Origin of the sequence: Pseudomonas fluorescens Q2-87, assembly GCF_000281895.1 — a bacterium.
Classification (GTDB): domain Bacteria; phylum Pseudomonadota; class Gammaproteobacteria; order Pseudomonadales; family Pseudomonadaceae; genus Aquipseudomonas; species Aquipseudomonas fluorescens_S.
In genome coordinates this window covers 4,578,268-4,597,607 of the sequence record NZ_CM001558.1, presented here as the reverse complement: position 1 = coordinate 4,597,607, position 19,340 = coordinate 4,578,268, and the positions used below count along the sequence as shown (strand labels likewise).

The window sequence follows — 19,340 nt, the reverse complement described above, 5'->3', positions numbered from 1 at the left end:
TTTACAGCTTGGCGTCGGCGGCCTGCTGGACGTAGGTCGGGTCAAAGCGCAGCTTGAGGTTGGCCTTGTCGCCCTGTGTCTCGCCATTGGCGAAGGCCATGCCGACCGCGTCGGCGTCCTTGGCGCCTTCGCCCAGCAAGCCGTGCTGGAAGGAAAACTCGGCGACCTTGCGCATCGTCGTGGGCAGTTGCTGGCTGGTAGCGAAATCGAGGGCTTGCTTGGGCGTGGCGAACAGCTTGGTGGTGTCCAATTGCGACTGGAAGCCGGCCAGGTCGGTGCCTGAGGCTTTGGCCATGTGTTCCAGTGCGGCCTTGCTCGCGGCGTTCTTCGCGTTCATCAGCGCCACTACTTCAAACCAGGCGCCGGTCAAGGCTTTGCCCAGCGCAGGGTTGTCATGGAGGGTCTGGGTATTGACCACCATCATGTCCATGATCTCTCCGGGAACCTGGCTGGAATTAAACACTTCGCTTACGCCGGGCTGGGCCTTGATGTCTGAGAGCATCGGGTTCCAGGTGGTGACGGCGCGGACCTGGTCGGTATTGAAGGCGGCGGAAATATCCGCGTCGGAGGTGTTGACGACTTTCAGGTCTTTCTCGGTGAGGCCAACCGAATCCAGGGCACGGGCCAACAGGTAATGGGAAACCGACAGTTCCACCAGGTTGACGTCCATACCCTTGAGGTCTGCGACTTTCTTGCCGTCGCCCTTGAGGACAATCCCGTCGTTGCCGTTGGAGAAATCGCTGACGATCAGCGCGGTGCTGTCCACGCCACCGGCGGCCGGAATGGTCAGGGCGTCCATGTTGGTCATGGTGCAACCATCGAATTGACCGGCGGTGTACTGGTTGATGGATTCGACGTAGTCGTTGAGCTGTACGACATCGATCTTGATGCCGTACTTCTTCGCCCATTTGTCGACGATGCCTTGGCTACCGGCGTATTCCCAGGGCATCCAGCCGGCGTAGATCGTCCAGCAGACGTTGAAGTGGTCTTTTTTTTCTGCGGCGGTGGATGAAAAGCTCGCAAGGGCCGAGACGGCGGCGAGGAGCAGGGCAGATAGACGAAGCTTGAGCATGGTGGTTCTCCAGTTGATCAAGGGCGGACAGGAGCAACGCGGCACCGCGAACGGTGGCTTGTCTCCCGGGCTTTTGTCCCGCCGTGTAACCTCAACTGGAGGTCGCCAACTCTCGGACCAGCCACTCGCCAGAGGCGAGCCGGAACCCTAGTCAGCCATTGCAAATTGTGGTGCCGCGAACCTGTGATGACTCCTGCACAAGGTTTGTTAAAGCGAGAGCCGTGCCAATTCAGGCAAAGGCCCGGAGCAGAGCGGGCGAGGGCGGGAAATGCGCAACTGAACGCAAAGGGATGCGTGATTGTGGTGCCGTCGCGCACCGGAAGAGGGCAAAGCGCTACATGTTTCCAGTTGTTACCGCATCGCACCAGATTCCGATTTTGCTGTCTGAATATTCGTCAGTCACTGAAAGTTGACTGCCGCCCATCAGCGTCGCTGATGCGGCCCATTCGCGGTCCAGGAGGCCGCCATGTATCGACGACTGCTGCTCCTTGCGTTTCTCGGTTTGACTCTTTCGGCCTGCGAGCCTTACTACGATGGAGACTCGAACTACTACCGTTCCGAGGTCTACACCTCACCGGCGCCGGTCTATTACGGTGGCGGGAGTTATTATTCGGCGCCGCGTGGCTATTACGCCCCGCGTTATTACCAATCGGCGCCGCGTTACTACCAGCAAGGCCCGCGCTATTACTCGCCACCGCGAGCGGCGTACCGGTCTTATCCGAACCGGGGTGACTGGGGCGGTCATGACCGGGGCGGCTGGGGCGGCCATGACCGTGGGGGCTGGAACGACGACCGGGGCGGTCGGGGTGGGCGTGATCATCGAGGACGTGGCGATCATGACGGCCGGGGCGGCCACCGCTGATCGGCAGGCAAATAAAAAGCGGCGCATGAAGCGCCGCTTTTTTGTGCCTGCCATAAAACGAACCTGTGGGAGCGGGCTTGCCCGCGAACGCGACGGCACATTCAACATTGATGCAAGCTGGTCCATTGCTTTCGCGAGCAAGCCCGCTCCCACAGGAGATCATTCAGGTCGTTCATTCGTTAGACAAATCCGCCAGCGGATGCCGACCTTCCCACGCCTTGTGAAAATGCGCCTCGACCGCCGCCTCGGGCACATGATTGATGTCCGGCCAGTGCCAATGGGGCTTGTGATCCTTGTCGATCAGCCGCGCCCGCACGCCTTCGCTGAATTCCGGATGGCGACAGCAATTGAGGCTCAAGGTGTACTCCATCCGGAACACGCCGGCCAGTGACAGATGCCGGGCACGAGCGATCTGCTCCCAGACCAGGTGAGCAGTCAAAGGGGCGCCGTCGGTCATGGTCTTGGCGGCCCGGGCGATCAATGGATCAGGATGGTCCACCAGCAGGCTGAGGGCTTTCCAGGCGCAGCGCACATCGCTGACGTCCAGCCATTCATCGATTTTTTGTCGACGCGGCAACCATTGGGCTTCCGGCATTTGGCCGACGGCTTCCTGCTGCAAGGCCCTGAGGAGGCTGTTGAGCTGCATGGCGGTCTGCTCTTGCCAATTGAGTTGCAGCAAACCTTCGATCAGGTCGTCCTGTTGTTCATCCAGCAGGAAGCGATCGGCCAGGTCCAGGTCGATGGCATCGCGGGCGTTCATGTGGGCGCCGGTCAGGCCGAGGAACAGGCCGAGCTTGCCCGGCAGGCGCGACAAAAACCAACTGGCGCCGACATCCGGATACAAGCCGATGCTGATCTCCGGCATTGCCAGGCGACTGCTCGGCGTGACGATCCGCGTGCTCGCGCCTTGCAGCAAGCCCATGCCACCGCCCAACACATAGCCGTGGCCCCAGCAGAGCAGGGGCTTGGGGTAGGTGTGAAGGTTGAAGTCCAAGCGGTATTCCGCCGCGAAAAACTGCGCGGCCAATGGCGGTACTTCGCCGGGCGTGGCGCGACAGGCCTCCACCAGGCTGCGGACTTCACCGCCGGCACAGAAGGCCTTGGGGCCATTGCCACGCAATAACACACAAACGATTTGCGGATCCTTGGCCCAGGCATCGAGACGATCACGCAGGGCATTGATCATCGGCAGGGAAAGGGCATTCAGGGATTTTTCAGCATCCAGGGTGGCGATGCCGATACGGGCACCGTCGATACCGGTGAGTTCTTCGAAGTGCAGATTCATCGTGACCTCGATCAGCAATTTGAATGATCAGTATGATCGCTGCGTGGGAAAGTGCCGGTTCTGCGTCAGATCAATTGACAAGCCAAGTAGGCTTTCCTAGGGTGCGCCCATTGTTTTTACCGGGTGCAACCATGACTGCTGACGACCGTATCAAACTCGAACCGAGCTGGAAGCAGGCGCTGCGTGCCGAGTTCGACCAGCCCTACATGACAGAGTTGCGCGAATTCCTGCGAAGCGAGCACGCCGCCGGCAAGGAAATCTATCCACCGGCGCCGTTGATTTTCAATGCCCTCAACTCCACGCCGCTGGACAAGGTCAAGGTGGTGATTCTCGGGCAGGACCCGTACCACGGCCCGGGCCAGGCCCATGGTTTGTGCTTCTCGGTGCAGCCGGGCGTACCGGCACCACCGTCGCTGGTCAATATCTATAAGGAATTGAAGCGCGACCTGAACATCGACATTCCCAACCACGGTTATTTGCAAAGCTGGGCTGACCAGGGCGTGTTGCTGCTCAACACCACCATGACGGTGGAACGCGCCAATGCCAACGCCCATGCGGGCAAAGGCTGGCAGCATTTCACCGACCGGGTGATCGAAGTGGTCAGCGAACATCAGCCGCACCTGGTTTTCCTGCTGTGGGGCGCCCATGCGCAAAGCAAACAGAAACTGATCGACGCCACCAAGCATCTGGTGCTCACCTCGGTTCACCCGTCGCCACTCTCGGCCTATCGAGGTTTCCTGGGATGCGGGCATTTCAGCCGGACCAACAAATTTCTCGAGCAGAATGGCGAGGCGCCGATCGACTGGCGATTGCCGCCGGTTGAGTGATCGACAATGAGGGCCTCATCGCGAGCAAGGGGCTAGGGCAACACAAGTCCCCTGTGGGAGCGAGCCTGCTCGCGATGAAGGCAACCCGGTCTACAAGTCCGAACCCGGCTTGCGCATCCAATACCTGAACAACGGCTCGGCCAGAAATAGAACAAACAGCAATCGCATCACTTGCAAGGCCGTCACCAATGGCACCGACAATTGCAACGTCTCAGCGGTCAGGCTCATTTCCGCGATACCACCGGGCATCATGCCGAGGGTCAGCGAACGCAGGTCCAGGTGCGTCAGGGTGCTCAGTCCCAGCGCCGCAAGGGTGGCGATGAGCATCGTCAATACTGTGCCGATCAGAGTGCGCCCCATGAACGACGGTGCCCGTCGGAAGAACTGCCGGTTGAAATGACAACCCAATCCGCTGCCGATCAGCCATTGGCCGATCTGGCTGGCGCCGTTGGGCAGGCCGATGTGCAGGTCCCAGCCGACACTCACCGCAGCGCTCACCAGCAACGGCCCGAACAACCACGGGTTGGGTTGGCGCAAGCGTTCCCATAGCCAGGCGAGGAGGGCACCGGCCGGAAACAGCACGGCCAGCCACAGCCAGTCCACCGCAGTGGCGTGCTGCGCCGGGGTACCTTCGCCCAGCAGATATTTGAAGGCCGCCGGCACGCACAGCACCACCACCAGCACCCGCAGGCTTTGGCCCGCAGCGACGCGGCTGAGGTCCGCACCGTTGCGGGCGCCGAGGTTGACCATTTCGCCGGAACCGCCCGGCATGCTGGAAAAGAAAGCGGTGGCGCGGTCTTCGCCGGTGCGGCGCATCAGCCACACACCCACCACACTGGACACGCTGGTCACCAGCGCGCCGAAGAAAATCAGGCCGAAGTGGCTCAGCACCTGTTCCATCACCACAGGGGTAAAGTGCAGGCCGATGCCGATGCCCACCACCCATTGGCCGCATTTACGGCCTCCGGGGATTTCCATCAGTTGCCACGGCGTCAGGCAGCGCACCAGGATGATCGCCAGCAACGAGCCGACCATCCAGGGCAAAGGCCAGCCGATCAGGCTGGCCAGGTAACCGCCGGCCAGACCGACCAGCGGTGTTCCCCACCATTGTCTGAATGCCGCCTTAGACATTGGCCAGGGCGCGACGTTGGGCGGCGCGGCGACGCCAGATCCGCAGCAAAGGCATGAACAGCATGATCGCCGTCAGGACCCAGCAACCGAAGGTGATCGGGCTCGACCAGAGGATTTCCAGCGCACCGTTGGAAATCGACAGGGCGCGACGCAGGTTTTGCTCCATCAGGCCACCCAGGATGAAGCCCAGCAGGACCGGCGACAGCGGGAAATCCAACTTGCGCAGGATGTAGCCGAAGATGCCGATGCCGATCATCAGGAACAGATCGAAGGTCGTGGCATGCACGGCGTAGACGCCGATCCCGGTGATGATCGCGATGACCGGCACCAGTGCCCAGTTCGGCACGGCCAGGATGCGCGTAAAGATGCGGATCATCGGAATGTTTAGGATCACCAGCATGATGTTGGCGACGAACAACGAGGCGATCAGGCCCCAGACGATGTCTGGCTGTTGTTGGAACAGCAGCGGACCGGGCGTGATGTTGTACAGCGACAGTGCGCCGATCATCACCGCCGTAGTGCCCGAGCCGGGAACGCCGAGGGTCAGCATGGGCACCAGGGCACCGCAGGCTGCGCCACCGATAGCGGTTTCCGGAGCGGCGAGGCCGCGCTTGTCACCCTGGCCGAACTTGCCATCGGCACCGGCGATGCGCTTCTCGGTCATGTAGGCCACGGCACTGGCCAGGGTCGCACCGGCACCCGGCAACACACCCATGATGAAACCCAGCACGCCACAGCGCAGGTTAACGGTAAAGACTGATGCCGCTTCCTTGAGGTTGAACATCATCCGCCCGGTGGCCTCCACGGCTTCCTGGCCGCGATGGGTTTTTTCCAGCAGTAACAGGATTTCACTGATGGAAAACAAACCCAGCACCAGCACCACGAACTGAATGCCGTCGGTCAGGTGAATGTTGTCACCGGTGAAGCGGTAGACGCCGCTGTTGGCATCGATCCCGACGCTGGACAGGAACAAACCGATCAGCGCCGCAATGAACGTCTTGAGCGGTCGATCGCCGGCCATGCCGCCCAGGCAAACAATGGCGAAGACCATCAGGACGAAATATTCCGCCGGTCCAAAGGCAATCGCCCATTTGGCCAGCAACGGTGCGAACAGCACCATGCCGCAGGTGGCAATGAACGCGCCGATGAACGAACTCCACGCCGACAGCGACAACGCCACCCCGGCCAGGCCTTGGCGAGCCATCGGGTAGCCATCGAGCGTGGTCATCACGGTGGAGGCTTCCCCCGGGATGTTGAGCAGGATCGAGCTGATGCGCCCGCCGTATTCGCAACCCAAGTACACCGCCGCCAGCAGGATCAGTGCTGATTCCGGCGGCAGCCCCAGGGCGAAGGCAATCGGGATCAGCAGCGCCACGCCGTTGATCGGGCCCAGGCCTGGCAGCAGGCCGACCACCGTACCGATCAGGGTGCCGCTCAGTGCGGTGACGAGGTTATAGGGGGTCAGTGCGACGCCAAAACCCTGGCCGAGATAATTCAGGGTATCCATATCAATTCTCCAGGACGTCGAGCAGGCCCAGGGGCAGCGGCACGTCCATCAGCTTGTCGAACAACAGGTAGAGACCAACGGCCATCAGGCTGATGATCACCACGCTTGGCACCCAGCGGCCGCCATACAGGCGCGCCATCGGCACGCCGATCAAGATGCTGGCAACGATGAAGCCCAGGGGTTCGAAGGTGCCGGCGAATACCAGCAGCAGAACGACGCAGATGCCGATCTTCTGCAGGGTTTCACGGTCCAGTTGCGGATCATCGTCGCTGTGTACGATCGGTGTGGGGCGAAACACCATGTACAGCAGCGCCAGGCCCATCAGTCCGAGCATCAGCAAGGGGAAGGCGCGTGGACCGACCGGTTCGTAGGAAAAGGCGGCCTGATACGGCCAAGCCATCAGCGCGAGGCCGATGCAGGCCAGCAGCAGCACCGCAGCAAAAATACGTTGGATGGTGAGCATGACTAACTCCTGGGCGGCGCCGGTGAGTGCCAGCGCCGCCGCGAGAACAGAGACGGTTACTGGATCAGGCCGAACTCTTTGGCCAGCACCTTGTAATCAGCTACTTGTTTCTTCACGTAGGTGTCCAGTTCCGGGCCGGTCATGGCAAACGGAAACAGCTCGCGCTGGTCACGCAGCTTGGCGAACTCTTCGGAGGCCAGCAGTTTGTCGAAGGCGTCTTTCCACCAGGCGTAGTCTTCGTCGCTGACCTTTGGTCCGAGGTAGAAGCCGCGGACCACTGGCCAGACGATGTCGTAGCCTTGCTCCTTGGCGGTTGGAATGTCTTTCATCTCTGGCTCGTCGAGGCGCTTCTCGGCAAACACGGCCAGCAGGCGCATGTCGCCACTCTGGATGTGCGGCATGGAGTCGGAGATGTCGGTGCTACCGACCTGGATGTGGCCGCCGAGCAGCGCGGTGGCGATTTCGCCGCCGCCTTCGAGGGCTACGTAGCGCAGGTCGCGCGGGTTGATGCCGGCGGCCTTGGCGATGAGTGCCGTTTGCATCCAGTCCTGACTGCCGACGGTACCGCCGGAACCGATGACCACGGAACCCGGATCTTTCTTCAGGGCCTGTACCAGATCGTCGAGATTTTTGTAGGGCGAATCGCTTTTCACCGCGATGGCGCCATAGCTGGTGCCGACGGCGGCCAGCCAGCGCACGGCGCTTTCATCGAAGCGACCGAACTTGCCCTGGGCCAGGTTCAGCAGCGAACCGCTGGACCACGCTACCAGCGTGCCGGCGTCGGCCGGACGTTGGGCGACCACTGCGTTGTAGGCCACCGCACCGACGCCGCCCGGCATGTAGGTGACACGCATCGGCTTGGTCAGCAGCTTCTGGTTGACCAGCGCGCTTTGCGCCAGTTTGCAGGTCAGGTCGAAACCGCCGCCAGGAGAGGCCGGTGCGATGCATTCGGGACGCTTCGGTTCGGCAAGCAATTGCCCGGCGAACATCAGGCATCCGGCGGCCAGGGCTACTTTACGCAGTGATAGGTTCATGATTGTCTCCACAGGAGTTGTTGTTGTGTGTGGTGCGAATAGGGTGCTGCCATGTCCGCGCTCTGGTCATCATCGAGGGCCGGCGCAGGCTGATGGTGGGTTTGAAGGCGTGGCAATTCATCCGCCTGAAGAATGGCGGCGCGGGCCGGGACGGCCTGAAGGAATGGGGTCGAGCGGGCAGGCATTGGGGCCTGGAGCTGCATGGACAGCATGGTGAATACTCCGCTTTTATTGTTCTTGTTTGACGAAAACGCTTCGAGGCGCTTTTCGTTCGCGATGGGCGTCGCGACCGGCAGTCGAAACTGTCCGCATAAGGACTCTAGCGGCCTAACCTTTCGCTAACCTTTCAAAAGCTTTCAGCAAGTTTTTGACTTCACAGCGGTGGATGCAGCTGTAAACTCCGCGCCAAAGAATGGCGCCGACCATCCCTGAATCGAGGAAAAACCCATGCGTGTCCTGCTCGTCGAAGACCATTTGCAGCTCGCCGAAAGCGTTGCCCAGGCGCTCAAGAGCACCGGTTTGACGGTGGATGTCCTGCACGATGGGGTGGCGGCCGACCTGGCCTTGAGCAGCGAGGAATACGCCGTGGCTGTCCTCGACGTGGGGCTGCCGCGCATGGACGGTTTCGAGGTGCTGGCACGTTTGCGCGCCCGGGGCAAGACGCTGCCGGTGCTGATGCTCACTGCCCGCAGCGACGTCAAGGACCGCGTCCATGGCCTGAACCTCGGCGCCGACGACTACCTGGCCAAGCCATTCGAACTCACCGAACTGGAGGCGCGGGTCAAGGCGCTCCTGCGCCGCAGCGTACTGGGTGGCGAGCGCCAGCAACGCTGTGGTGGCCTGGTTTATGACCTGGACACCCGCCGCTTCACCCTCGATGAGGAACTGCTGACCCTGACGTCCCGCGAGCAAGCGGTGCTGGAAGCGTTGATCGCCCGGCCGGGGCGGGTCATGAGCAAGGAGCAACTGGCGGCCCAGGTGTTCGGCCTGGACGAGGAGGCCAGCCCCGACGCCATCGAAATCTACGTTCATCGCCTGCGCAAGAAGCTCGATGGTCATGCCGTGGCGATCGTGACGTTCCGGGGGCTGGGCTATCTGTTGGAAAACCGCGATGCATAAACCCGACAGCCTGCGCTGGCGGCTGCTCCGCAACCTGGCGTTGCTGTTGGTGGTGCTGATGCTCGCCAGTGGCTTGAGCGCCTACTGGAACGGTCGCGAAGCCGCCGATACCGCTTACGACCGGACGCTGCTGGCCTCGGCCCGGACCATCGCCGCCGGTCTGTCGCAGCGCGATGGCAGCCTCAGCGCGGACGTGCCTTATGTCGCCCTGGATACCTTTGCCTACGACAGCGCTGGGCGCATTTACTATCAAGTCAACGACATCAACAAAAAGCTGATTTCCGGTTACGAAAATCTTCCCGGCCCGCCGCCCGGCACGCCACGCACGGACGACTATCCGGCCCTTGCACGCTTCTACAACGCCAGCTACCAGGGCCAGAACGTGCGGGTGGTGAGCCTGCTCAAGGCGGTGAGCGAGCCGAACATGAATGGCATGGCGGAAATTCGCGTGGCAGAGACCGAGGAGGCGCGGGTCAGCATGGCCCGCAGCCTGATGGCCGACACGCTGTTGCGCCTGGGCATGCTGGCGGTGGGAGCGTTGTTGCTGGTGTGGTTCGCGGTCAGTGCCGCGCTCCGCCCGTTGGAGCGCTTGCGCACCGCAGTGGAGGAGCGCCAGCCGGACGATCTGCGGGCGTTGCCGTTGGTGGAGGTGCAGCACGAATTGTGGCCGCTGGTACGCGCTCTCAATCATTTCACCGAGCGCCTGCGCGGGCAATTCGAGCGCCAGGCGCAATTCATCGCCGATGCCGCCCACGAACTGCGTACGCCCCTGGCGGCGCTCAAGGCGCGTCTTGAGCTGGGCTTGCGTGCCAGCGAACCGGCGATCTGGCGCGAAACCCTGGAAACCGCAGCCCAGGGCACCGATCGACTGACTCATCTGGCCAACCAGCTCTTATCCCTGGCGCGTGTCGAAAACGGCGCTCGGGCCATCGCTGAAGGTGGTGCGCAGTTGCTCGACCTTAGCCAATTGGCCCGGGAGTTGGGCATGGCCATGGCCCCGTTGGCCCATGCCCGAGGTGTGGCGCTGGCCCTGGAAGCAGACGAGCCGGTGTGGTTGCGGGGCGAGCCGACCCTGCTGAACGAGTTGTTGAGCAATCTGGTGGACAACGCGCTGGCCCATACTCCGTCCGGCGGCAACGTTATCCTGCGGGTCTTGACGCCGGCTGTGCTCGAAGTGGAAGACGATGGGCCGGGCATTCCGCCCCATGAGCGGGACCGGGTTTTCGAGCGCTTCTATCGACGCAACCAGCAAGTGGCCGGTACTGGCCTGGGGTTGGCGATCGTCGGTGAGATCTGCCGCGCCCATCTGGCACAGATCACGCTGCACGACGGGCAGGCGCGGGGGCTGAAAGTGCGGGTGAGTTTTATCCCAGGTTCAGATTAAGCCAGGTCGGCATCTGGCCCTGGTTGCTTGATTGTCAGCCAGGGCTCAATAAAACATCGACCGCGCTTCTTCAATATCGGCACAGCGGTCCTTGTTATCCGTGTCGATCCCCAGCTTCTTGAATGCCGGAACCCCATATACGTCGATCTTGCTCAAGGGATGGTCGGTGTCCTTGTAGCAATACAGCGCGGCGATCTGTACCAGGTCGACGTAATCGATTTGCTTCGATTCCCGGGTAAAGTCCAGATACAACCCAGGCAGCTTCACCAGCCTTTCCGGAAACTCCCAAACGCTGAGCAACTTGTCCCCAAGTATGGGATGAATCGTTTCGATGACATGGTTGAGGCTGACCGGGTCCGACAGCAATTCGTTGTTGTCCTGTGCATAAGTCAAGATCGGCAGCACGCCGATCTGGTGCACCAGCCCTCCCAGCGCAGCCTGGTCAGGCTTGAGCTGCGTATAGCCACGGCACAACGCATAACTGACGCCGGCGATCTCCAGGCTTTTACGCCAGACTTCGCGCATCTTGTGTTCCACCACTTCGGAGCGTGCATGGAAAATCTGCTCCATGACCAAGCCGATGGCCAAGTTGCTGCTGTAGTTGACGCCCAGCCGGGTAATGGCTGTATGCAGGTCGGTGACTTCCTGGGTGGCACGCAACAACGGGCTATTGACCACTTTTATCAGGCGTGCTGAAAGGGCCGTGTCGCGGCCAATCACTTTGCTCAGGTTGCTGACACTGATTTCCGGGTCTTCGGCGGCCCGGCGAATCTGCAGGGCCACTTCCGGTAAGGTTGGCAGAACCAGGTCATCGTTATCGATGGCCTCCACCAAATCCCTCAGGACCTTCTCCGCCAAATCGCTCATTTCGCTTCTCTAGAGTCTTGCGGCAATGCTGCGATCAACGCTGGATCTCGCGGTCGCGGTCCAGTTCGTAAGGCAGGTCCAACAGTTGAAGGCTTGGGCCTTCCAGAGCACCGAGGTGCAGATTGTCATCTTCCGCTGCTTCGGCCTGCAACACCGCCAGCAGTTCAATGTTTCGCTCGGCACGGGCCGCCATCACCACTTCGCCGACGGAACTGCCGTGGGTGGGGGAGAACAATGCGGTGCCCGGTTCAGGCAATTCGCTGGCGTCCAGTTGCAGCCGATACAGGCGTCGCTTGAGCTTGCCCAGGTACTGCATGCGGGCGACGATTTCCTGGCCGGTGTAGCAACCCTTCTTGAAACTCACGCCGCCAACGGCTTGCAGGTTGAGCATCTGCGGGATGAACAACTCGCGGGTCGCGGGCATGACCTGGCCGATGCCGGCGCGGATCTGACCCAGCAGCCAGCCGTTCAGGTCCGCCTCGGCCAGTTCGGCGCGCAGATGGGCCTTCAGTGTCTGCGCCTGTGCGACCGGCGCCCACAGTTCGGCGCGGCCCGGAGAGACGCGGATCGCGAGCAGGGCTTCACGACGAACCACGCTGTCCGTTTCGGTCGGCAGTTCGAGGCCCAGGCTGATCAGGGCCTTATCGGCATTCTCCAGGCCGAAGCGAACCCAGGCTGCGCTTTCGTCAGTGAGCTTGGATTTCGAGAACACGGCGTATTTTTTCAGGTCCGCCAGTTGCGGTTCGAGCAATTCGCTGGCCATGGCCATCAGCACGCCGTCGCCTTCGAGCAGGATGCGGAAACTCGATTGCATCCGGCCTTTCTGAGTGCAACGGGCACCGAGGCTGGCCCGGCTGTCGCTCAGGTAGTTGAGGTTGCAGGTCAGTTGGCCCTGCAGGAATTTGCCGGCATCCACGCCGCGGACCGCGAGAACGCCTTCGTGGGACAGGGTGCAGAAAAAAGCGGAATCAGCCATGGGTCATCGCAGGATAAAAAGTCTGGTGGACATCATAAGGGGACGCCTCTGAAATGGGTAGTTCACAAAGGATCGGTGGTGCCCGACCAAAGCGGTCTGTTCCGCCGCGGCGGGGCCTGTATACTTGCGTTCTATTTGAGGAGCGCTCCATGGTCGAAGATGTAGAACTCAATCGCCTCTACTGGCACAGCCGTCGCGGCATGCTTGAGCTGGACGTGTTGCTGGTGCCGTTCGTGAAAGAGGTGTATCCCCATCTCAATGAAGTGGACCGTGCGTGCTACGTTCGCCTGCTCGAATGCGAGGATCAGGACATGTTCGGCTGGTTCATGGAGCGCAGCGAATCCGAGGATCCGGAGCTGCAACGCATGGTCCGGATGATTCTGGACCGTGTCCAGCCCAAGTAATCGCTTCGAATGCCGCTGGCAAGCCTCCGGGCAGTTGCTGGCGGCCTACCTCGTGGCCCAGGCGTTCGCCCTGGGTTCGTTGTTCCTGTTGTCTGTCCCTTACGGGTTCATCACGCTTGGCGTCGCCTTGTGCCTGGCCCATGGGGCCTGGGTACTGCCACGGCATATCCTGCTGACCCATCGCCAAGCTTTTCGGGGCTTGCGTCGCAATGCCGCGGGTTGGCAGCTCTGGAGCAGGGCCGATGGCTGGCAAGCCGTCCAGTTGCGTCCAGATAGCCTGGCGCTGCCGCTGATCGTCGTGTTGCGTTTTCGCTTGCAGGGCGAGCGGCAGGTCCGCTCGCTGTGCGTGCCCCGCGACGCGCTGGCGCCGGATGTGCACCGGCGCTTGCGGGTGAGGCTCAGGTTCAGCCGGCGTAGGTGGGCGGCACCAGAATAGTATCCAGTGCCTCCGGCAGCAGGTTCGGATAGTCGAGGGTGTAATGCAGCCCCCGACTCTCCTTGCGCTCCATGGCCGAGCGAATCATCAATTCGGCCACCTGGGCCAGATTGCGCAATTCGATCAGGTCGCGGCTGACTTTGTAGTTGCTGTAGAACTCGTCGATTTCATCCAGCAGCAGGCGCACCCGATGCTGCGCCCGTTGCAGGCGCTTGTTGGTGCGCACGATGCCCACGTAGTCCCACATGAAACGTCGCAACTCGTCCCAGTTGTGCGCGATGATCACGTCTTCGTCCGAGTCGGTGACCTGGGTGGCATCCCACGAGGGCAGGGCGGCTGGAATGGCGATCTGCGGCAATTGCTCGAGGATGTCCGACGCCGCCGAGCGTGCATAGACGAAACATTCGAGCAGCGAATTGCTCGCCATGCGGTTGGCGCCATGCAGGCCGGTGAAGCTGGTCTCGCCAATGGCGTACAGGCCCGGAACATCGGTGCGGCCGAACTGGTCGACCATCACCCCGCCACAGGTGTAATGCGCCGCCGGTACCACCGGGATCGGTTGCTTGGTGATGTCGATGGAAAACTCCAGGCAGCGCTCGTACACCGTCGGGAAATGGCTCTTGATGAACGCTTCGGGCTTGTGGCTGATGTCCAGGTAGACGCAATCGATCCCCAGGCGCTTCATTTCATGGTCGATCGCGCGGGCCACGATGTCCCGCGGTGCCAGTTCGGCGCGGGAGTCGAAGCGTTGCATGAAGCGTTCGCCGTTGGGGAGCTTCAGGTGCGCGCCTTCGCCTCGCAGCGCCTCGGTCACCAGAAAGCTCTTGGCCAGCGGGTGATAGAGGCAAGTGGGGTGGAACTGGTTGAATTCCAGGTTCGCCACCCGGCAACCCGAACGCCAGGCCATGGCGATACCGTCACCACAGGCGCCGTCGGGGTTGCTGGTGTAGAGATAGACTTTCGCTGCGCCACCAGACGCCAGGATGACGAAGCGCGCCCCGTAGGTGTCGACTTCGCCGGTGCCGCGATTGAGCACGTAGGCGCCCAGGCAACGATCACCGTCCAGGCCCAGGCGTTTTTCAGTGATCAGGTCGACCGCGACGCGCTGCTCCAGCAATTCGATATTCGGTCGCTGCCGGGCTTGGGCGAGCAGGGTCTTGAAGATGGCCGCACCAGTGGCATCGGCCGCGTGAATGATGCGTCGGTGGCTGTGGCCGCCTTCGCGGGTCAGGTGAAATTCGAAACCACCGTCTTCGGTGCCGGACTGCTCGTCACGGGTGAAGGGCACGCCCTGGTCGATCAGCCATTGGATGGCTTCCTTGCTGTGCTCTACCGTGAAACGCACCGCCTGCGGATCGCACAGGCCGCCACCGGCATCGAGGGTGTCGTTGACGTGGGATTCAATGGTATCGGTATCATCCAGCACGGCGGCGACGCCGCCCTGGGCCCAGAACGTCGAACCGTTGGCCAGGTCGCCCTTGCTCAGCACTGCGATGCGCAGATGCTCCGGCAAAGTCAGTGCAAGGCTCAATCCGGCGGCGCCGCTGCCGATTACCAGAACATCGTGTTGGAACTGTTGGCTCATTCGAATGGTTTCCGCTCAAGGCGACCCGGGTCGGGGTTGGCGCAAGACACCGCTTAATTGGGTCAGGCAGCCACGCAGCCCACTAGTATATAGAGGGGGGGAGCGGCACAATAGCCGTGCGGTCATGGCAATGTGAAACCAGTGTGACAGGAAAAGCATGCGCTTCGTCGGATCGCGGTTCCGGTGGATGAGCGACATGACGCTTGTTTCGAGGAGAATCTCGGCATGGTTGCCTCAGATCCAATTCACAGTGCTACAAAGAGTGGGAACTTTTGCCAAGCGCCTACGTTCAATAGACGGTTGTCTGCAGAAGGGAGCAGCGTCGAGCTGGTGCAAGATTTCGATTGGAGTCTCTGCCGACAGGCTCGGCGACAGATTATTCGCGCAGCCGGGGAGTCTCGTGCTGCGTTTTTCGTGCGTGCCGAGATCAGAGCGCGCCGGAAACTTGCTTGAAAGGGGGAGAACTTTTGCGAAAAGCCCGAGTCTATGTTTGCAAGCCAGGTCAATTAGTAATGCAAGCCTCCTTCGAGCTTATCGAGGAGTGTTCATGCTAACCCAGGAAGAGGATCAGCAGCTGGTCGAACGCGTGCAACGCGGCGACAAGCGAGCTTTCGATCTGCTAGTGCTGAAATACCAGCACAAAATTCTCGGGTTGATCGTGCGTTTTGTGCACGACACCCATGAAGCCCAGGACGTTGCCCAAGAAGCCTTCATCAAGGCCTACCGCGCGCTTGGTAATTTTCGCGGGGATAGCGCGTTTTATACGTGGCTTTACCGCATCGCCATTAACACGGCGAAAAACTATCTGGTTTCACGCGGCCGCCGGCCGCCGGATAGCGATGTAAGTTCCGAAGATGCAGAGTTCTACGATGGCGATCACGGCCTCAAGGATCTCGAGTCACCGGAACGAGCGTTGCTGCGGGATGAGATCGAAGGCACTGTCCATCGAACCATCCAGCAACTGCCCGAAGATTTGCGTACGGCTTTAACTTTACGTGAATTCGACGGTCTGAGTTACGAGGACATTGCGAGCGTCATGCAGTGTCCGGTGGGTACCGTGCGCTCCCGGATTTTCCGCGCTCGGGAGGCCATCGATAAAGCCCTGCAACCGTTGTTGCAGGAAAACTGAGACAGCGGCGACAGCCAAGAGAGGAACGCCATGAGTCGTGAAGCCCTGCAGGAATCGCTGTCCGCAGTGATGGATAACGAAGCGGACGAATTGGAATTGCGTCGGGTATTGAATGCCTTTGACGATGTTGAAACCCGTGAGACCTGGGCTCGTTACCAGATCGCCCGGGCTGTCATGCACAAGGACTTGCTGCTTCCGCGTCTGGACATCGCTGCGGCCGTTTCTGCTGCATTGGCTGACGAAGCCGTACCGGCAAAAGCTTCCCGCGGACCATGGCGCAGCCTGGGTCGCCTGGCAGTTGCCGCTTCGGTCACCGTAGCCGTATTGGCCGGTGTACGGCTGTACAACCAGGATGAGATTGCCGGCGTGCAAATGGCGCAGCAGTCCAACCAGCCTGGCTTGGCCACTCCACAGGTCAAGGGCCCGGCGGTATTGGCCGGCTACAGCGAAGGTTCGGAAGCTGCTGGCCCTATGGTCAACGGTGTTCTGCAAGGTCAGCCAGGCTGGCATGACCAGCGTCTGCCCAACTATCTGCGTCAGCATGCCCAGGAAGCTGCCCTCAAAGGTACTGAAAGCGCACTGCCTTATGCCCGTGCAGCCAGTTTGGAAAACCGTTAAGGAGGACCATGCGCGCCATACCTCTATTTACGCTTCTGCTGGGTGGCTGGTGTGCTGTTCCAGCCTATGCAGGTGAAGCTCAGGATTGGTTGAACCGCCTGAGTCAAGCCGAGCAGCAGCAAAGCTTCCAGGGCACTTTCGTTTACGAGCGCAACGGTAGTTTTTCTACCCATAACATCTGGCATCGCGTCCAGGATGGCAAAGTCCGCGAGCGGTTACTCCAGCTCGACGGCTCGGCACAGGAAGTCCTGCGCATTGATGGGCATACTCAATGCGTCAGCGGCTCCTTGATTGCAGGGCTGGGGAATACTCCCGACAGTGCAGGCCATGCGCTCGATCCGCAAAAACTCAAGAATTGGTATGACCTTGCCGTCATTGGCAAGTCGCGCGTGGCCGGGCGTCAGGCCGTGATTGTGGCATTAACGCCCAAGGACCAGCATCGTTACGGCTTCGAGCTGCACCTGGACAAAGAGACCGGCTTGGCGCTCAAGTCGCTGTTGCTCAATGACAAGGGGCAGTTGCTGGAGCGTTTCCAGTTCACTCGCCTGACCGTAGGCGCGCCGACAGAGGGCGATCTGCAAGCCAGTGCCGAGTGCAAGGCGGTGACGCAGGATCAAGCCCCGACTGCGGTAAAGGCAGCCTGGCACTCGGACTGGCTCCCGCCGGGCTTCGTATTGTCCAGCAGCACCGCACGAAAGGATCCGGACACCAAGGTCCAAGTCAACAGCCTGATGTATGACGATGGCCTGGCTCGCTTTTCCGTGTTCCTCGAACCCTTGAATGGCGCTACCGCCACCGATACCCGAACCCAACTTGGCCCGACGGCCGCCGTCTCTCGTCGACTCACAACGCCACAGGGCGAAATGATGGTCACGGTGGTTGGCGAGATTCCTATCGGTACGGCGGAACGGATCGCGCTGTCCATGCGCTCCGACGTCACAGCGACTCAATAACACGCTGGGTGATTCGATTGTGCAAAAGGCTGATGGCGCCAGGGCTTGATCGAAATGCCGAAACTTCCTGTCAGCATTTTCATTTGCAAAAACACGACTTTTTTTCTATAGGTCAGAGCCGCTCGGCTCTGGCCTTGTCTGTTTCCGGAACAAAAATACCGGCGTATCTTTCTCCCGGTATTCCTTGTTCCATATCGCTTAACCATGCTCGTCGTAACGGGAGCCGTATGTCGATACCACGCTTGAAAACCTATCTCTCCATTTTCGCCACCGTGCTTGTGCTCGGCCAGGCTGTTCCCGCCATGGCGGTCGAGCTGCCTGACTTCACGCAATTGGTCGAGCAGGCGTCGCCCGCCGTGGTGAATATCAGTACGACCCAGAAGCTGCCGGATCGTCGCGTGTCGGACCAGCAGATGCCGGACCTGGAAGGGTTGCCGCCGATGCTGCGCGAGTTCTTTGAACGCGGCATGCCACAGCAGCCACGTTCGCCCAACGGTGGACGCCAGCGCGAAGCTCAATCCCTGGGCTCGGGTTTCATCATCTCCACCGACGGTTACATCCTGACCAATAACCACGTGATCGCCGATGCCGACGAAATCCTGGTACGCCTGGCCGATCGTAGCGAACTGAAGGCCAAGCTGGTGGGCACCGATCCACGCTCCGATGTGGCACTGCTGAAAATCGAAGGCAAGGATCTGCCGGTACTCAAGCTGGGCAAGTCCCAGGACCTGAAGGCCGGCCAATGGGTCGTGGCCATCGGTTCGCCGTTCGGCTTTGACCACACTGTCACCCAAGGCATCGTCAGCGCCATCGGGCGCAGCCTGCCCAACGAGAACTACGTGCCGTTCATCCAGACCGACGTGCCGATCAACCCGGGTAACTCCGGTGGTCCGTTGTTCAACCTGGCGGGTGAAGTGGTGGGGATCAACTCCCAGATCTACACCCGTTCGGGCGGCTTCATGGGCGTGTCCTTCGCGATTCCGATTGACGTAGCCATGGACGTATCCAACCAGCTCAAAAGCGAAGGCAAGGTCAGCCGTGGCTGGTTGGGCGTGGTGATTCAGGAAGTGAACAAGGATCTCGCCGAGTCGTTCGGGCTGGAAAAACCTGCCGGTGCGCTGGTGGCGCAGATCCAGGAAGGCGGTCCGGCGGCCAAAGGTGGCCTGCAGGTAGGCGACGTGATCCTGAGCATGAATGGCCAGCCGATCGTTATGTCCGCTGACCTGCCGCACTTGGTTGGCGCTCTCAAGGCGGGTGCCAAGGCCAATCTGGAAGTGATTCGTGAAGGCAAGCGCAAGAACGTCGAGTTGACCGTCGGCGCCATTCCTGAAGAGGGCAAGGAGCTGGATTCGCTGCCCAAGTCGGGCGTCGAGCGCAGCAGCAACCGTTTGGGCGTGGCCGTGGCCGAGCTGACCGAAGAGCAGAAGCGCACGCTGGAGCTCCAGGGTGGCGTTGTGATCAAGGAAGTGCAGGACGGTCCCGCTGCCCTGATCGGTCTGCAACCCGGCGACATCATCACTCACCTGAACAATCAGGCGATCGGTTCCGCCAAGGAATTCACCGATATCGCCAAGGCGCTGCCGAAGAATCGCTCGGTTTCGATGCGGGTTCTGCGCCAGGGGCGCGCGAGCTTCATTACCTTCAAACTGGCCGAATGACCGGCTAGCGGCTAAAAAAAACCGCCTCGA

At 61.0% G+C, this 19,340-nt stretch carries 19 protein-coding genes and 1 riboswitch; of the genes, 10 read left to right on the top strand and 9 right to left on the bottom strand.

Annotated elements, in window-relative coordinates:
- Position 1 precedes the first annotated feature (1 nt).
- Positions 2-1,072, bottom strand: a complete 1,071-nt coding sequence (locus PFLQ2_RS07670) for a putative urea ABC transporter substrate-binding protein (RefSeq protein WP_003184372.1) — start codon at positions 1,070-1,072, stop codon at positions 2-4.
- A 60-nt stretch (positions 1,073-1,132) separates the two neighbouring features.
- Positions 1,133-1,234, bottom strand: a riboswitch (guanidine-I (ykkC/yxkD leader).
- Positions 1,235-1,538: 304 nt separating this feature from the next.
- On the opposite strand from PFLQ2_RS07670, the gene PFLQ2_RS07675 reads away from it, so the two are divergent.
- A complete protein-coding gene (locus PFLQ2_RS07675; protein WP_003184370.1) occupies positions 1,539-1,934 on the top strand; it encodes a hypothetical protein in 396 nt (131 codons plus the stop codon).
- Between the two features lie 172 nt (positions 1,935-2,106).
- Here the strand turns inward: PFLQ2_RS07675 and PFLQ2_RS07680 are convergent, their stop codons facing one another.
- Positions 2,107-3,219, bottom strand: a complete 1,113-nt coding sequence (locus tag PFLQ2_RS07680) for an enoyl-CoA hydratase/isomerase family protein (RefSeq protein WP_003184369.1) — start codon at positions 3,217-3,219, stop codon at positions 2,107-2,109.
- Positions 3,220-3,350: 131 nt separating this feature from the next.
- On the opposite strand from PFLQ2_RS07680, the gene ung reads away from it, so the two are divergent.
- The gene (gene ung, locus PFLQ2_RS07685; protein WP_003184368.1) at positions 3,351-4,046 is read left to right on the top strand and encodes a uracil-DNA glycosylase; all 696 of its coding nucleotides are present in this window, start codon (positions 3,351-3,353) and stop codon (positions 4,044-4,046) included.
- Between the two features lie 90 nt (positions 4,047-4,136).
- Here ung and PFLQ2_RS07690 read toward each other — a convergent pair whose 3' ends face one another.
- From PFLQ2_RS07690 to PFLQ2_RS07705, 4 genes are read right to left on the bottom strand one after another with little or no spacing between them, the layout of a single operon-like run.
- Entirely contained in the window at positions 4,137-5,177 is a 1,041-nt protein-coding gene (locus PFLQ2_RS07690; RefSeq protein WP_003184366.1) for an AbrB family transcriptional regulator, read from the bottom strand.
- Positions 5,170-6,684, bottom strand: a complete 1,515-nt coding sequence (locus tag PFLQ2_RS07695) for a tripartite tricarboxylate transporter permease (RefSeq protein ID WP_003184364.1) — start codon at positions 6,682-6,684, stop codon at positions 5,170-5,172. Before PFLQ2_RS07695 ends, PFLQ2_RS07690 begins: the two co-directional genes overlap by 8 nt.
- 1 nt (position 6,685) lies before the next feature.
- Entirely contained in the window at positions 6,686-7,147 is a 462-nt protein-coding gene (locus PFLQ2_RS07700) for a tripartite tricarboxylate transporter TctB family protein (protein ID WP_003184362.1), read from the bottom strand.
- A gap of 56 nt (positions 7,148-7,203) precedes the next feature.
- Positions 7,204-8,181 carry a Bug family tripartite tricarboxylate transporter substrate binding protein gene (locus tag PFLQ2_RS07705; RefSeq protein WP_003184360.1) on the bottom strand — a complete coding sequence of 326 codons (978 nt, stop codon included), beginning with the start codon at positions 8,179-8,181 and terminating at the stop codon, positions 7,204-7,206.
- A 447-nt stretch (positions 8,182-8,628) separates the two neighbouring features.
- On the opposite strand from PFLQ2_RS07705, the gene PFLQ2_RS07715 reads away from it, so the two are divergent.
- Positions 8,629-9,300: a response regulator gene (locus PFLQ2_RS07715; protein WP_003184356.1), complete on the top strand. Its 672-nt coding sequence runs from the start codon at positions 8,629-8,631 to the stop codon at positions 9,298-9,300.
- The gene (locus PFLQ2_RS07720) at positions 9,293-10,684 is read left to right on the top strand and encodes a sensor histidine kinase (RefSeq protein ID WP_003184353.1); all 1,392 of its coding nucleotides are present in this window, start codon (positions 9,293-9,295) and stop codon (positions 10,682-10,684) included. The genes PFLQ2_RS07715 and PFLQ2_RS07720 overlap by 8 nt, the downstream gene beginning before the upstream one ends.
- Positions 10,685-10,729: 45 nt before the next feature.
- Here the strand turns inward: PFLQ2_RS07720 and PFLQ2_RS07725 are convergent, their stop codons facing one another.
- A complete protein-coding gene (locus PFLQ2_RS07725) occupies positions 10,730-11,551 on the bottom strand; it encodes an HDOD domain-containing protein (RefSeq protein WP_003184351.1) in 822 nt (273 codons plus the stop codon).
- Between the two features lie 34 nt (positions 11,552-11,585).
- On the bottom strand, positions 11,586-12,527 hold the full coding sequence (locus PFLQ2_RS07730) for a YgfZ/GcvT domain-containing protein (RefSeq protein ID WP_003184349.1): 942 nt from the start codon (positions 12,525-12,527) through the stop codon (positions 11,586-11,588).
- A 149-nt stretch (positions 12,528-12,676) separates the two neighbouring features.
- On the opposite strand from PFLQ2_RS07730, the gene PFLQ2_RS07735 reads away from it, so the two are divergent.
- Together PFLQ2_RS07735 and PFLQ2_RS07740 are read left to right on the top strand one after the other, a co-directional pair.
- On the top strand, positions 12,677-12,931 hold the full coding sequence (locus tag PFLQ2_RS07735) for a succinate dehydrogenase assembly factor 2 (RefSeq protein ID WP_003184348.1): 255 nt from the start codon (positions 12,677-12,679) through the stop codon (positions 12,929-12,931).
- Positions 12,915-13,367, top strand: coding sequence for a protein YgfX (locus PFLQ2_RS07740; RefSeq protein WP_003184346.1), 453 nt, complete (start codon positions 12,915-12,917; stop codon positions 13,365-13,367). The genes PFLQ2_RS07735 and PFLQ2_RS07740 overlap by 17 nt, the downstream gene beginning before the upstream one ends.
- Here PFLQ2_RS07740 and nadB read toward each other — a convergent pair.
- The gene (gene nadB, locus PFLQ2_RS07745) at positions 13,336-14,952 is read right to left on the bottom strand and encodes an L-aspartate oxidase (protein ID WP_003184344.1); all 1,617 of its coding nucleotides are present in this window, start codon (positions 14,950-14,952) and stop codon (positions 13,336-13,338) included. The two genes, PFLQ2_RS07740 and nadB, sit on opposite strands and share 32 nt — an antisense overlap.
- A gap of 547 nt (positions 14,953-15,499) precedes the next feature.
- Here nadB and rpoE point away from each other — a divergent pair.
- The 4 genes from rpoE to PFLQ2_RS07765 all read left to right on the top strand — a co-directional run bounded on the left by rpoE (position 15,500) and on the right by PFLQ2_RS07765 (position 19,310).
- Positions 15,500-16,081 (top strand): RNA polymerase sigma factor RpoE, encoded by a 582-nt coding sequence (gene rpoE / locus PFLQ2_RS07750; protein ID WP_003172477.1) that lies wholly within the window; start codon positions 15,500-15,502, stop codon positions 16,079-16,081.
- Between the two features lie 30 nt (positions 16,082-16,111).
- Positions 16,112-16,699 carry a sigma-E factor negative regulatory protein gene (locus PFLQ2_RS07755; protein ID WP_003184342.1) on the top strand — a complete coding sequence of 196 codons (588 nt, stop codon included), beginning with the start codon at positions 16,112-16,114 and terminating at the stop codon, positions 16,697-16,699.
- Between the two features lie 8 nt (positions 16,700-16,707).
- A complete protein-coding gene (locus PFLQ2_RS07760; protein ID WP_003184339.1) occupies positions 16,708-17,652 on the top strand; it encodes a MucB/RseB C-terminal domain-containing protein in 945 nt (314 codons plus the stop codon).
- A 227-nt stretch (positions 17,653-17,879) separates the two neighbouring features.
- Positions 17,880-19,310: a DegQ family serine endoprotease gene (locus PFLQ2_RS07765; RefSeq protein ID WP_003184338.1), complete on the top strand. Its 1,431-nt coding sequence runs from the start codon at positions 17,880-17,882 to the stop codon at positions 19,308-19,310.
- Positions 19,311-19,340: the final 30 nt, after the last annotated feature.